Genomic DNA, 13100 nt, shown 5'->3' with positions numbered 1-13100 from the left:
TTCTTTATAGATAGCTTAACAGCTCTTTATGAAGTTTTTCTGCCGCCTCCTCAGTTCGTGCAATCATGAGGACACTATCATCATCGTTGATGACGGCAAAAAGTTTCTCTTGGTAATTCTTTTCGATTAAACTACCACACGCCGCTGCATTGCCAGGAATGGTTCGTAATACGACATATTTTTCCATTTGTTCTGCAGCTACAAAGGCATCTTTTAAAAGCTTTGCAAGTTTAGCACTCGTATTAGCTTGTGTTTCTAATGGAAGGCTATATCGATAACCCCCTTCTGCAGAAGGAACTTTAATCAGTTTCATATCTTTAATATCGCGAGAAATTGTTGCTTGTGTTACAGCTACGCCCTTTTCTTGTAAGTAGTTGACAAAATCTTCTTGCTTTTGAATATTTTTTTCAGTCAATAAACGTGTAATTAAACGGTGTCTATCTTGCTTTCTCATGGCGCCGCTCTCCTTTTCAGTTTACTCTTGCCCTCATCATAGCTTATTTTTATGCATTTTAAAAGATGAATTACTAGATTTATACAAAAAAGAAGCTTTCACCCGTAGGCGTCCACTTCTTTCTTCTAACTTTTCTCATCATTCCACTAATTTTTGATGCGCATGCGCGACAACTTCTTCAATGGATTCTGTCGCTTGATAGGATCCTTCCCCATCAACAGAAACTAAATGTGCCAAAAATTCAATGTTTCCTTCGCCACCAGTGATTGGTGAAAAATCTAAGTTTTTCACATCATAACCGTTATTCATGGCAAAGCGTGTGATTTCTTCCACAACCATTTGATGGGTTTCTGGATCACGCACGATTCCTTTTTTCCCAACAAACTCTTTGCCAGCTTCGAATTGTGGCTTAATTAACGCCACCACACTACCACCTTTTTTCAAAATATCATGGAGAGGTGGCAAAATTAAGCGTAATGAAATAAAGGAAACATCAATCGTTGCAATATCCGGCACCCCTTCAGTGAAATCTTCAGGTTTACTATAGCGAAAATTGGTACGTTCCATTACCACCACGCGTTCATCTTGCCGAATTTTCCATGCTAGTTGGTTATAGCCAACATCTAAAGCGTAACTCAAACGAGCCCCATTTTGTAAAGCGACATCGGTAAAACCACCTGTGGAGGAACCAATATCTAGCATTGTTTTCCCTTGAACGTTGATTGCAAAAACATTTAGTGCCTTCTCTAGTTTTAAGCCCCCACGAGAAACATAAGGCATTACTTGGCCCTTAGTATGTAAGGGTGTCTCCACAGAAATTTTTTCCCCTGGTTTATCTAAACGTTCATTTTTATCATTGTAAACCAAACCAGCCATCACGCTGCGTTTTGCTTTTTCTCGTGTTTCAAATAGTCCTTGATTAAACGCCAAGACATCTACGCGTTCTTTTTTCATAAGTGCCTTCTTTCTATCTCAATTGTAACTGAGTTAACAAGTTTGCTAAATGTTCTTCTGAAAAGTTAGGAACATTTGCTTTGATTTTTTCTAAAACAGCGCTGCCTTCTGCTAATTGATGTGTTAGCGCATCTTTCGCGCCAGCAATCCCTAGAAGAGCTGGATACGTACTTTTATTCAACGCTTCATCTCGGCCTACTTTTTTACCTAAATCTGCTTCTGTACTTGTGGCATCTAATAAGTCATCACGAATTTGAAAAGCCAAGCCATAGTGATGCGCAAACTGTGTCAGTAAACCAATGACTTCTTCTGTTTGATTGGCTAATACGCCCCCAGCAATTAAGGCGAATTCAATTAGCGCTCCGGTTTTCTTTTCATGAACAGCCGCTAACTCTTCTAAAGTCAAGCTGACTTTTTCTCCTTCAATATCACCCATTTGGCCGGCAACCATGCCTTGATTCCCCGCTGCCTTTGCCAGTTGTTGCATCAGTAAAACTTTTTCACTTAAGCCTAATTGGCTCAAAGAAAGTAACTGAAATGCGCCTGTTAATAAGCCGTCCCCTGCTAAAATGGCAGTCGCTTCACCAAACACTTTGTGATTGGTTGGTTTGCCACGACGTAAATCATCATCATCCATTGCTGGTAAATCATCATGAATTAATGAATACGTATGAATCATCTCTAAAGAGGCAGCCACTTGATAGTCTTGTGTTTCCATCTCTTTTTGAAAAGCGGCCACTGTTGTTAACACTAATAGCGGGCGTAATCGTTTACCACCTGCGTGTATTGAGTAGAGCATTGCTTCTTTCAAACGCTCATTTTCAGTATATTCTGCGATAAAATCGACCATGACTTTTTCAACCAACGGTAAATGCTGTTGACTAAAATTCGTCATTACGCTTCCTCGCTCTCTTCAAAAACAATTTCTTCATTGTTTTCTGTCATCATTTTCGTTAAAGTTTTTTCCGCTTTTTCCAATGTATCTTGACATTGTTTACTTAATGCCATGCCCTCTTGAAAGGCAACTAAGGCTTCTTCCAAAGGAACATCTCCTCGTTCTAAGCGCTGAACGATTTCTTCTAAGGCATTTAATGATTCTTCAAACGTTTTTTCTTTTGCTGGCATGTTAAAACTCCTCTTTTTTCGCTGTTATTGTTTCGACGTTTGCTTGAACTGTACCGTCAGCATAATGAATCGTTAATTGATCTGCTGGCTGTAACTCGGTAACAGTTTTAACGACACGGTCCTCTTTTGTAGTATAACTATATCCTCGACCCATAATTTTGAGTGGGCTGAGTAAGTCTAATTGTTGAACAGCAGACGTGAATTGCTTTTGTTTGTTTAGGAACAATTGTGTCATTTGTGTTTGCAAGTTTCGTTGTAAAAATGCCAATTGTTGCTGACTTTCTCTTAATTGTCCCTTTGGTGTCTGTTGTTGCAATTGAGCGATAATTCCTTGGGCTTGACGTTGCTTTTGGTGATGAATCGTTGTCATTGCTTGGAAAAGACGTTGCGTCATTCGATCTAATTTAATCGTTTGACCTTCATAAAGTCGCTCAGGTTGCTTAAACACATAAGAGTTTTGTAGTCGTTGGAAACGTTCTGTTCGTTGTTGTAAGAGATATAAAAAGCTTTGTTCTAAACGACTACGCCGTTCACTAATTCTTAATAGTTCTTCATTTAAAACTGGTACCGCTAGTTCCGCTGCTGCCGTTGGCGTTGCTGCACGAACATCTGCTACCATATCGGCAATTGTCACATCTGTTTCGTGACCAACCGATGAAATAATCGGTGTGGTGGCAGCATGAATGGCTCGAGCCACTTTTTCTTCATTAAATGGCCATAAATCCTCGATTGAACCACCGCCACGGCCGATAATCATCGTATCAAAATCGCCTTGCGCATCGGCTCGCTGAATGTTCCGCACAATGTCATCCGCCGCCTGCTCGCCTTGGACCAAGGTTGGAAAAAGGACCAGTTGCGCAATCGGATACCGTCTTTTGACTGTCGTAATGATATCCCGAATGACAGCACCACTAGGACTTGTAACCACAGCGATTCGTTTGGGATAACGAGGCAACTGTTGTTTAGGCCCTTCAAAAAGTCCTTCTTTTCCTAGTTTTTCTCTTAATTCTGCCAATGCTTGATAAAGTGCACCGACACCATCTGGTTCCATATGTTCAATATAAATTTGATAGGAGCCGCTGTTTTCATAAAGCGAAATCCGCCCCACCACCATGACTTTCATGCCTTCTTTTGGTTGAAACTTCAATTTTTGAAAGGCTGATTTAAACATAATTGCAGAAATCTTCGCATGATCATCTTTTAAACTGAAGTACTGATGCGCGTTCGCTCGGAAGCGAAAGTTCGAAATTTCACCTGTTAAATAGACACGTCCTAAGTAAGGGTCTGCATCAAATTTACGTTTTAAATACTTCGTTAAGGCTGTTACTGTTAAATACTGTTGCGTCATTTTTTCACCTTACTTTTGTTTTTTTGTTGCCTCGACTGTTTGATACATTAACATGGTAATCGTCATTGGGCCAACACCTTTGGGAACCGGCGTGATATAGCTTGCAATTTCAGAAACTTCATCGAATGCTACATCACCAATCAGTTTTCCTTCTTGATTGCGATTCATACCCACATCAATCACTACCGCACCTGGTTTCACGAACTCTTTGGTGACAAAATGCCCGCGTCCAATTGCTACAACTAAAATATCCGCTTCTTTTGCAACTTCTGCTAAATGTTCAGTTTTAGAATGGGCAATCGTCACGGTCGCATTTTTCATTAACAATAATTGTGCCATTGGCTTGCCAACAATATTACTTCGACCAATAACCACCGCACGTTTACCTGTTAAATCAATATCATAGGCTTCAAACATCTTCATAATTCCATACGGCGTGCAAGGAATCATTTCAGGTTTGCCTACAAACAAGCGGCCTAAATTCATTGGATGGAACCCATCTACATCTTTTTTGGGATCAATCGCTAATAAAATCTTTTCTTCATCAATATGTTTTGGCAAAGGTAGTTGTACAAGAATGCCATGAAAGCGTGAATCTTGATTATATTTGTCAATCTCAGCCAATAATTCTTCTTCTGAAATAGTTTCTGGCAGTTTTTCGACCTTTGACAGAATGCCAATTTTGGCTGCTGCACGTTCTTTATTTCTCACATACGTTTGGCTGGCAGGATTTTCCCCAACTAATAAAACAACTAATCCTGGTTGGATGCCTTGTTGTGTCATCTTTTCTACATCTTTTTGAATCTCTGCTTGCATTTGATCTGCTAATTCACGACCGTTAATTACTGTACTCATTCCTTCGCTCCCTCTATTGTTTCTTTACTTCTTTAATAGTATTTATTTTAGCATATAACCCAGTATCTTAACACCAGTTAGATAGTAAAAAAAGATTCAGAGCTTACGCCTCTGAATCAATTTCTTTCATTACATTTGATAACACACCATTAACAAATTTACGTGAACGGTCGTCGCTGTATTTTTTACTTAACTCAACGGCTTCATTTAATGCCACAATGTTTGGCACATCTGAAACGTATAGCATTTCAAAAATAGCTAAGCGTAAAATAACAATATCTATTTTTGCTAAGCGTTGCATAGACCAGTTATTACCTAAATGGTTCGTAATTACTTCATCTAATTCTGCTTTGCGGCTACACACACCACCGACAAGTAAATCTAAATACGTAGGAACTAGGTCTTCGCCATCTTCACTGACGATTTCCCGATTATCATAAGCCAACGCATAATCAATGGCATCTTGTTTGGTTAAATCAGCATTAAAATCTAAAGGAAAAAGGGCTTGGAGCGCTTTTTCACGAATCTCGTGACGGGTTAATTCTGTTTTACTCATTCTCTTCTCCATCTTCATCTTCTGGGAATAATTCATTTAAGTCTGGTTGAGGGATTTTTTCAGGTACTACCGCTACAACATGAATATTCACTTCAACTAAATCAATATCTGTCATAAATAAGACTTGTTGTTTCACACGGTCTTGCATTTCTAACGCAACTTTTGGCACAGAAACACCGTAGTTCAAGTAACAATAGATATCGACTTTTAAGCCTTCTTCTTCTGTTCGTAAATATACACCTTTGCCGTGTGCTGCACGGCCTAATAATTCATTCACATTATTGGCGAACGTGCCACGCATCCCATAAACGCCCTCTACTTTTGAAGCAGCGATTCCGATAATTACTTCAATGACTTCAGGAGCAATCACGATTTCTCCTAAAGAATCGTTTGCATTGATTACAAGATTTTTTTCTTCTGACATTTGGTTGTCCTCCTTATCTATTACGCACAAAATCGTTAAATAAACGATTTATTTGATGAATCACTAAGTCTCTTAAGGATTCTCTTTTAAGCAACGGATGATTCTTAAAAATTAAAACAACACTGGTTTCTTCAGTTAGTTGTGAAAGAACGTCCAAATTTTGCTTATCAATACTCGTTCTTAGTTTATCATTAATTAGCCTATTTCGCTACCAGAAAAGCTAAGTTCTGACTAAAAGAACAGATAATTTCTTGTCATAAATTTCTAATCCAAGCCTTTAGACGTAAAAATAAGAAAGACCAAGTAATTTTGGCTTTCTTATTTTTGCGTCTTTATTCTTCAGGATAACGTTCCATTAGTTTCGTCCGATGCTTTTGCATAATCATTTCTAAAGAGATGTCATATTTATCGGCTAAAATAAATAAATTATCCAACACATCGCCTAACTCTTCCGTTAAATTTTCCAGATTCTCTTCATCCGCCAAAACTGTTTCATCCGGTCGATCACGGCCAATTTCAATTGTCCGAATGGCCCGACAAACTTCGCCGACTTCTTCTGTTAAAAAGTTGGAACGAATAAACGGATCATATTGATACCAGTTACGTTTTTTATAAAACGCGCTAATAAACCGCTGATACTCTTGGATATCCATGTTCTCCCAACCTTTATAAAATGATTAATTCTTTTGGCGCATGTGTTAATACACGATTACCTTCAGCAGTAATCAATAAATCGTCCTCAATACGCACGCCACCAATTCCTGGCAAATAAATTCCAGGTTCGTCCGTAATCACATTCCCTGGTACAAACTGTTTATCTGCTCGGAATGAAACATTTGGTCCTTCATGAATTTCTAACCCAATGCCATGACCAGTGCTGTGACCAAACGCATCGCCATAGCCATAGGAAGCAATATGATCCCGTGCAATCGCATCTAATTGAATGCCCGTCAACCCAGGTTTAGCTTCTGCTAACACTTTTAATTGTGCTTCTAAAACAATGTCATAAATTTCTTTTAGTTTTGGCTGAATACTACCAATGGCAAATGTACGTGTCATATCAGAAACATAGCCTTCATAATAACAACCGAAATCTAAAGTGATTAACTCACCTTTTTCGATGACTTTATGGCTAGCAACGCCATGTGGCATCGCCGAACGTAGACCGCTGGCCACAATTGTCTCAAAAGAAACACCACTGGCTCCTTTTGAACGCATGAAGAAATCTAATTGATTAGCCACTTCAATCTCTGTCATTCCAGGTTTAATCATCTCTAAGACAAAGGCAAATCCTTGATCCGCGATGGCACACGCTTTTTCAATAATCGCTACTTCTTCTTCATCTTTCACTTCTCTTAATTCTTCAATCAAACCCATTACAGGAACTAATTCACATGGTAAAATTTCTTCCAATAAGCTATAATCAGCGAAACTAACTTGCGTTTCTTCAAAAGCTAAATTATCTAATTGCAACCGTTCAGCTAAATCTGCTACTTCGTCAAAAATATGTCCTGTGTTTTTAACGATAGTAAAACCAGTTGCTTGTTCCGCAGCTTGTTCCGTATAACGAAAATCCGTTACAAAAAAAGCTTTATCTAATGTAATCATTGCCAAGCCTGTTGTCCCAGTAAAATTGGTTAAATAACGTAAATTATACGGACTTGTCACTAAAAATCCTTGTAAATTATTTTCTTTCATTAACTCCCGTAGCTTTTCGACTCTTGCCATCATTGGTTCGACCTTCTTTCTTTTTTCTCATTTTTCATTATAGCAAATTTACTTCAGAAAAGCATGAATCACCAAAAAACTTCATCGAGAAAGTTTACTGAAAATTTTACCTTTCCTTATTTTTTGCTTAACACTTTTGTAGTAAACTAATGTAGCGACTTCAAGGAGGAAATTATGAACGTTTATTTATTTCTGGCACTATTTTTCATTATTATCGGCATTTTAAGCTATAGTTTTTTTATTGAACCTAACTGCTTAGTCATACACAAAAATCAAATTAAAGTAACAGAATCAGGGAAAACCTTACGGATTGTTCAACTCTCTGATATTCATTTAAAAAAGAATTATTCTGTGAAAGCCTTAAAACAGATTGTTGAAAAAACAAATACATTACAACCAGACATAGTCGTTTTTACAGGAGACTTGTTCGACGATTATGCCCGTTTCGGTATCGAAATTCAGGATGAAGTGAGTCAACTTTTCCGTAAAATTAACGCCCCTTATGGCAAATTCGCTATTTATGGCAACCACGAGTATAGCGGGTTAGATACCAATTTTTACGAAACAATCTTAGAAGCTGCCGACTTTACCGTACTAAAAAACACGGGCAAATTACTGCCTGTCTCACACCGTATCTCCTTGTACGTCGCTGGTTTAGAAGATTCGTTATATGGACAAACCGACTTAGCTGCGGCTTTAGTCAACCGCCCTACTGGAACGCCCACTCTGCTACTAACCCATGAGCCAGATGTCGCAGACTCAGCAGTCAACAAAAACATTGACCTCATTTTAGCAGGACATAGTCACGGCGGACAGATTCGCTTGCCTTTTTTCACTTACAAAAATCAGCTTGCCAAAAAATATACACATGGGCTTTATCATTTAGAAGATGAAACGCCGCTAATTGTTCACCCAGGAATCGGAACCACTAAAATCAGCGCACGCTTTGGTGTCTTACCAACAATTGAACTGATTGAGTTAACTATTTAACTATGCATTAAAAAGACCGCCCCACGTTAGAGAAAACTTCTCACGTTGGACGGTCTTTGATTATGTTCGATTAATGATGAAAATCTTGCTCGTGATCTTCTTCTACTTTCGCTTTTCCTAGCGTATAAAATTTGCTGCCATTTAACCCGAGAATAAATAGCACAACCACTAGTAAAAGAATTGATAAAGATAGCAATAAGGTCTGCAAGCCATCGCCATGCGCAACCATTAATTGACGTAAAATTGCGGTTAAACAAATTAAAATCAAATAACGAATCGGAATATGGTGTCCTTCTTGAATATAGCGAAGAATCATCATAATAAACTCAAATAACATAAAGAATGAAATAATTTCTTGCATGATAACTGAAAAATTATCCGGCGTCATTGGCTTCATGAGATATGTAGCGAGGTCAACTAAATAACTAGCCATAAATACTAATAAGAAAACTCCTAAAATCCCTAATACAATATCCAAAATCAAATTCACGTACTTCTTTACTACACTAAAATTCTTCTGCATAATACCCTTCTTTCTTTTGACTCAATTATTTTATAACATGCTTGTTATTACATTAAATATATCATCAATTAACCTTGTCAGACAAGCAGTTAAACCCAATGTGAGATTTTTTTTATTTTAAGATCTTCCTCTATTTCCGTCTAACCCTTTAACAAGACAAAAAAAGCTGAATCCGCAGATTCAGCTTTTTAATCATATTAGTTAGCTACTGGATAAACTGATACTTGTTTTTTGTCGCGGCCTTTACGTTCGAAACGTACCACACCGTCAACTTTTGCAAATAACGTATCGTCGCCACCGATTCCAACGTTCACACCTGGATAAATTTTAGTTCCGCGTTGACGGTATAAAATTGAACCACCTGTAACTGTTTGGCCATCAGCACTTTTAGCGCCTAATCGTTTAGATTCAGAGTCACGGCCGTTTGATGTAGAACCGCCACCTTTTTTATGGGCAAATAATTGTAAATTCATAGTCAATAACATAGTCTGCACCTCCTATTTCTCAGTGATTGTTTTTATTTGAATAAATTCAGTATTTTCGTTCTCTATTGATTGTAAACCTAATAAAAGATTTTCTAATAGAATTTGGGCAATATTTTTTTGTTCCTGATTGACAGTTGTTAACATCTCGACATAAAGGTAGCCACCTTCTACATCGTCAACTTCCACAATCGGTTCAAAACCTGCTAAGGCATCAATCCCATTGACTGTGCTAATTGCTAAGGCAGAAACTGCCGCGCAAACCACATCGCTGCCATAAGGACCTGCTTCAGCATGCCCGGTTAATTCGAATGAAACGATTCGGCCGGAGCCTGTTCGTTTAAAAGAACCTTTAATCATTGATAGGCCTTCTTTCCTGTCAACAAAAGAATTAAGCGTTGATTGCTTCAATCATAACTTTTGTATATGGTTGACGGTGACCTTGTTTACGGTGAGAGTGTTTTTTAGGTTTGTATTGGAAAGTCACGACTTTCTTTTGTTTTCCGTGTTTTTCAACCGTACCTTCGACAGTTGCGCCTGCAACAGTTGGCGCACCAACTTTTGTAGATTCGCCACCTACTAAGATAACTTCGTCAAAAACAACTTTCTCGCCAGCTTCAACGTTTAATTTTTCAACGTAGATTGCTTGACCTACTTCAACTTTCACTTGTTTACCACCAGTTTTAATAATTGCGTACATGCTATACAGCACCTCCTTCTTCTAGACTTAGACTCGCCATCCCAAGTGATGATTCCTCATGCTTAAAAACTTGTTCTGTGCGGTTGTAGCTGTGGAGCCCACAATTACAACACTAACTATAATAACAGAACCAGAAAACCTCGTCAATATAAACTCTATATTTTCTTCACTTTCTCTCTCCAAAAAAACTTCTTCTGTTATTTAAATTTCCGATTGACTTTCTAACACTACTTCCATTATAATTAGCTTTGTTGTGTTACAACTATTGTCATAGTAGCTCAGCAGGATAGAGCATCCGCCTTCTAAGCGGACGGTCGGGGGTTCGAATCCCTCCTGTGACGTAACAGACTGACAAAGACAGCGTTACCTTTAGAGGTGACGCTGTTTTTTTTAGAGTTTATCCAATTCTTTTCGATATGTCCTCGTCCATTCACGTTCTTTTTCCTCTAATTGTTGTCTATAACGATTTCCTTCTTGACGTATCAAGTGATCACTTTGTTCCATTGCATGGTAAAATTGCTGTTTGTGCCATTGATCATTTTTCGTTAAATAATTGACTTTATCTACCAATTGTCCAGTTTCTCTTCTAAAGTTTACTAATTGATTACTCAGCACTTCTTGTTGGCGGTGAATTTTATTTTTTTCTTCATAATATTGTTCTTCTAAATATTGCCGTTTTCTTCGCTGTTCATCCATTTGTCGGTCACTCTCCCTTGACAGGTGTTTTTAAATTTGGTTTCTGGCTTCCTTTTAAAAATTTTTCTGCTGATTCTGCACTTTTCCCCTGCAAAGCTCCGTTCAAGGCGTTAGGTAGGGCACTATTTGTTTGTTGAAACATGGCTTCTGAAAGTTCTTTCAAACTGGCGGTTGTGTTTTGTTTGGTTGTAGCAATTCGTGTTTTTTTAGCAGTAATTACTGTCTGGATTGCTACTCGTTCACGAGCTTTTTGTTCTACTTCTAATTTTTCTTGAAATTCTCTTTCATTCATAAGAAAACCCTTTCATTTATTATTTTTGAAATAAACTACTTCTTGCTTGTTGATCGTATGCTTGAATATTTTTAGCAACAGTTGTTAATTTTCCGCTAAAATCAGTTAATTTTTGCTTGTATTGCTTGGCTTGGTTGCTAGTATTTGTTGCTTCAGCGCTATCCCAAAGACGACTTTTTTCGTAAGGAGCAATCATTGCTTGAACTTCTGCATAGGATAGATACTGTCGGATACTCATTGCACTTTCACGAATTTCCTTTGAAACTGTCTGGACTTCATCTTCTGCTTCTTGGAGGATATTTTTCACAAGTAGTTCGTATTCTTTTCCAGCTTGCTGCGCTTGTTTTGCAACTAGTTCTGCTAATTCACTACGTAATTCAATCTTTTGACTACCTGAAGCACTGGCTAAACTTTTCTGAATACGACTCACTTTCCCTTGCCATTGGCTGGCAATTTTTGCTTCGTGAATGATTTTTTCATATTCTTTGATGATTTTCTGGCGATTTTCTTCAGATAGCAGACTTAACAAAAATTGGAGGCTGTTTTTAGCTAAGGATTCACCTGAAGCATCCATGATTTTCCCTAAATATTTATCAATAAGTTTGGAAACTTTTACTCCTGCCGCAAAAATATAGCCATGTTCCTTTAGATTGGCTTCTTTGAGAGTACCATCAGGATTTAATTGATACTGACCAAAATCATGACTAGAACCGTATTTGTCCGTCAGATCAAAAGTAGTGGTGAACGTTTTCGGTAATAGATAATGCACCCGACCAATTTCATCTACCCCTTTTTTATTTCGATTCAACATGGAGACAATATCAAACGCATTCACATAATAATCGATTTTCCCTTGTTCTTCTAATTGTTGAATATTTTCCTGAGCTTGTTGAGACATTTTATTAATGCTTTCTCGCGCATCAGGCCCTTGAAACAATACTACTTTATCAATTTTAGCAAGATCTGCTTGGGGGAGATTGGCCACCGCTTGAATAGAAATCATGGTTCCTAAAGAATGACCTGTAATCGACATAGTCGCATTTGGGGCTTTAGCACTCATCTCCATTATCTTTTGATGCATGGCTTCATTGGCTAATTTTGCTTGAGGCAAATAGGCATTAAATAACGTAAAGGAACCATTATTATTGACCCAGTCATTCAAATTATTCCCTGACCAACCTTTTTTCACGTCCATTGAAACGCCGTCACTACCGCGAGTGGCAAAATATGTATGTTGCGTTTTTGGACTCAAGGTCGGCGTATCTGTTACATAATAAGAATTATAGCCAGCTTTCTCATCTGTTAATAACCCTTTTTTATAAACCTTTTCCCTACCTACCCAGTTTTTTTCTTTGATTGTTTTTACAGTGTTGTCGGGTTGGAGATAGACAATTCCATTATTGGGGAGATTTTGACCTCCTTTAGTTAATTTCCCACTAATCTTCTTATCTTTTGAAAAGTCAAATTCCCTTTCTGTTTTCATCTTTTGATAATTAGGGAACGGATTAGGTCGGTTATTATAAGAACTTTCTGCCAAGTTAGCATAGATATTATTGAAATTCTCTAAATTACTCAAAAATCTCACCCCCAATATACAAAGAACTTAGCAAGCCTACCGTATCTAGCTTAGGCATTTTTTTAGTATCAAGAGCAAAGCTTACTATAAAATTAGATTCTTTTATATTATTAAATCCTCCTTTAATAGTCAGTAAATTCCCAGCTCCTATAGGTGTCCCGTTACCAATAGTTCCAACCTCTACACTTTCCCAATCATATTGAACACTGTAAATCTTTGAATTTTGAGATTTTACATACTCCGTCATTTCTTCTTCATGCTCTTTTAAAAAAGCAATTTGTCTTTCTTTTTCTGTTGGTTCGTTCATTTTTTTCACTCCAATCGTGCCGATTATGGCTACTGATATTACTGCGATTAAGATACCAATTTTTATTCGCTTTCTATTTTTCACTTTTTC

At 37.7% G+C, this 13100-nt stretch carries 19 protein-coding genes, 1 tRNA gene and 1 other annotated feature; of the genes, 2 read left to right on the top strand and 18 right to left on the bottom strand.

All coding sequences use genetic code 11. The features are described 5' to 3' along the window. Window positions 1-4 precede the first annotated feature (4 nt). The 10 genes from MKZ30_RS03495 to MKZ30_RS03450 form a co-directional block, all read right to left on the bottom strand. Window positions 5-454 (bottom strand): arginine repressor, encoded by a 450-nt coding sequence (locus MKZ30_RS03495; RefSeq protein ID WP_002358881.1) that lies wholly within the window; start codon window positions 452-454, stop codon window positions 5-7. 138 nt (window positions 455-592) lie between these two features. Next, a complete protein-coding gene (locus MKZ30_RS03490; RefSeq protein ID WP_002383397.1) occupies window positions 593-1408 on the bottom strand; it encodes a TlyA family RNA methyltransferase in 816 nt (271 codons plus the stop codon). A gap of 13 nt (window positions 1409-1421) precedes the next feature. Beyond that, on the bottom strand, window positions 1422-2303 hold the full coding sequence (locus MKZ30_RS03485) for a polyprenyl synthetase family protein (RefSeq protein WP_002355879.1): 882 nt from the start codon (window positions 2301-2303) through the stop codon (window positions 1422-1424). Continuing rightward, window positions 2303-2533, bottom strand: coding sequence for an exodeoxyribonuclease VII small subunit (locus MKZ30_RS03480; RefSeq protein ID WP_002383396.1), 231 nt, complete (start codon window positions 2531-2533; stop codon window positions 2303-2305). Before MKZ30_RS03480 ends, MKZ30_RS03485 begins: the two co-directional genes overlap by 1 nt. A gap of 1 nt (window position 2534) precedes the next feature. After that, complete coding sequence (xseA, locus tag MKZ30_RS03475) at window positions 2535-3881, bottom strand: exodeoxyribonuclease VII large subunit (RefSeq protein ID WP_002355877.1); 1347 nt, start codon at window positions 3879-3881, stop codon at window positions 2535-2537. Between the two features lie 9 nt (window positions 3882-3890). Continuing rightward, on the bottom strand, window positions 3891-4736 hold the full coding sequence (locus MKZ30_RS03470; protein ID WP_002419352.1) for a bifunctional methylenetetrahydrofolate dehydrogenase/methenyltetrahydrofolate cyclohydrolase: 846 nt from the start codon (window positions 4734-4736) through the stop codon (window positions 3891-3893). 103 nt (window positions 4737-4839) lie between these two features. Continuing rightward, on the bottom strand, window positions 4840-5292 hold the full coding sequence (gene nusB / locus MKZ30_RS03465) for a transcription antitermination factor NusB (RefSeq protein ID WP_002355875.1): 453 nt from the start codon (window positions 5290-5292) through the stop codon (window positions 4840-4842). Further along, the gene (locus MKZ30_RS03460) at window positions 5285-5716 is read right to left on the bottom strand and encodes an Asp23/Gls24 family envelope stress response protein (protein WP_002355874.1); all 432 of its coding nucleotides are present in this window, start codon (window positions 5714-5716) and stop codon (window positions 5285-5287) included. The genes nusB and MKZ30_RS03460 overlap by 8 nt, the downstream gene beginning before the upstream one ends. Window positions 5717-6048: 332 nt before the next feature. Beyond that, window positions 6049-6369 (bottom strand): MazG nucleotide pyrophosphohydrolase domain-containing protein, encoded by a 321-nt coding sequence (locus MKZ30_RS03455; protein ID WP_002355872.1) that lies wholly within the window; start codon window positions 6367-6369, stop codon window positions 6049-6051. A gap of 13 nt (window positions 6370-6382) precedes the next feature. After that, window positions 6383-7447, bottom strand: coding sequence for a M24 family metallopeptidase (locus tag MKZ30_RS03450; RefSeq protein ID WP_002391500.1), 1065 nt, complete (start codon window positions 7445-7447; stop codon window positions 6383-6385). Between the two features lie 171 nt (window positions 7448-7618). Between MKZ30_RS03450 and MKZ30_RS03445 the strand changes: the two genes are divergently transcribed. Next, window positions 7619-8434, top strand: coding sequence for a metallophosphoesterase (locus MKZ30_RS03445; protein WP_002355870.1), 816 nt, complete (start codon window positions 7619-7621; stop codon window positions 8432-8434). 70 nt (window positions 8435-8504) lie between these two features. Here the strand turns inward: MKZ30_RS03445 and psiE are convergent, their stop codons facing one another. From psiE to rplU, 4 genes are all read right to left on the bottom strand, one after another. After that, window positions 8505-8957: a phosphate-starvation-inducible protein PsiE gene (psiE, locus tag MKZ30_RS03440; protein ID WP_002355869.1), complete on the bottom strand. Its 453-nt coding sequence runs from the start codon at window positions 8955-8957 to the stop codon at window positions 8505-8507. Window positions 8958-9154: 197 nt separating this feature from the next. Then, window positions 9155-9442, bottom strand: a complete 288-nt coding sequence (gene rpmA / locus MKZ30_RS03435) for a 50S ribosomal protein L27 (protein WP_002355868.1) — start codon at window positions 9440-9442, stop codon at window positions 9155-9157. Between the two features lie 12 nt (window positions 9443-9454). Then, a complete protein-coding gene (locus MKZ30_RS03430; protein ID WP_002355867.1) occupies window positions 9455-9799 on the bottom strand; it encodes a ribosomal-processing cysteine protease Prp in 345 nt (114 codons plus the stop codon). 31 nt (window positions 9800-9830) lie between these two features. Continuing rightward, window positions 9831-10139, bottom strand: a complete 309-nt coding sequence (rplU, locus tag MKZ30_RS03425) for a 50S ribosomal protein L21 (RefSeq protein WP_002355866.1) — start codon at window positions 10137-10139, stop codon at window positions 9831-9833. A gap of 19 nt (window positions 10140-10158) precedes the next feature. Beyond that, window positions 10159-10234: a sequence feature (ribosomal protein L21 leader region), on the bottom strand. 172 nt (window positions 10235-10406) lie between these two features. Between rplU and MKZ30_RS03420 the strand changes: the two genes are divergently transcribed. After that, a tRNA-Arg gene (locus MKZ30_RS03420) sits at window positions 10407-10480 on the top strand. 49 nt (window positions 10481-10529) lie between these two features. Here the strand turns inward: MKZ30_RS03420 and MKZ30_RS03415 are convergent. From MKZ30_RS03415 to MKZ30_RS03400, 4 genes are read right to left on the bottom strand one after another with little or no spacing between them, the layout of a single operon-like run. Next, window positions 10530-10835 carry a hypothetical protein gene (locus MKZ30_RS03415; protein ID WP_002388873.1) on the bottom strand — a complete coding sequence of 102 codons (306 nt, stop codon included), beginning with the start codon at window positions 10833-10835 and terminating at the stop codon, window positions 10530-10532. A gap of 7 nt (window positions 10836-10842) precedes the next feature. Beyond that, window positions 10843-11127, bottom strand: coding sequence for a hypothetical protein (locus MKZ30_RS03410; protein WP_033601277.1), 285 nt, complete (start codon window positions 11125-11127; stop codon window positions 10843-10845). Window positions 11128-11146: 19 nt separating this feature from the next. After that, complete coding sequence (locus MKZ30_RS03405) at window positions 11147-12703, bottom strand: cutinase family protein (protein ID WP_033601278.1); 1557 nt, start codon at window positions 12701-12703, stop codon at window positions 11147-11149. Beyond that, window positions 12696-13094: a hypothetical protein gene (locus MKZ30_RS03400; RefSeq protein WP_033601279.1), complete on the bottom strand. Its 399-nt coding sequence runs from the start codon at window positions 13092-13094 to the stop codon at window positions 12696-12698. The genes MKZ30_RS03405 and MKZ30_RS03400 overlap by 8 nt, the downstream gene beginning before the upstream one ends. Window positions 13095-13100 lie beyond the last annotated feature (6 nt).

It is taken from the genome of Enterococcus sp. LX10, from assembly GCF_023539285.1.
GTDB classification, from domain to species: domain Bacteria; phylum Bacillota; class Bacilli; order Lactobacillales; family Enterococcaceae; genus Enterococcus; species Enterococcus faecalis.
This window is presented reverse-complemented; position numbering and strand designations above follow the sequence as displayed.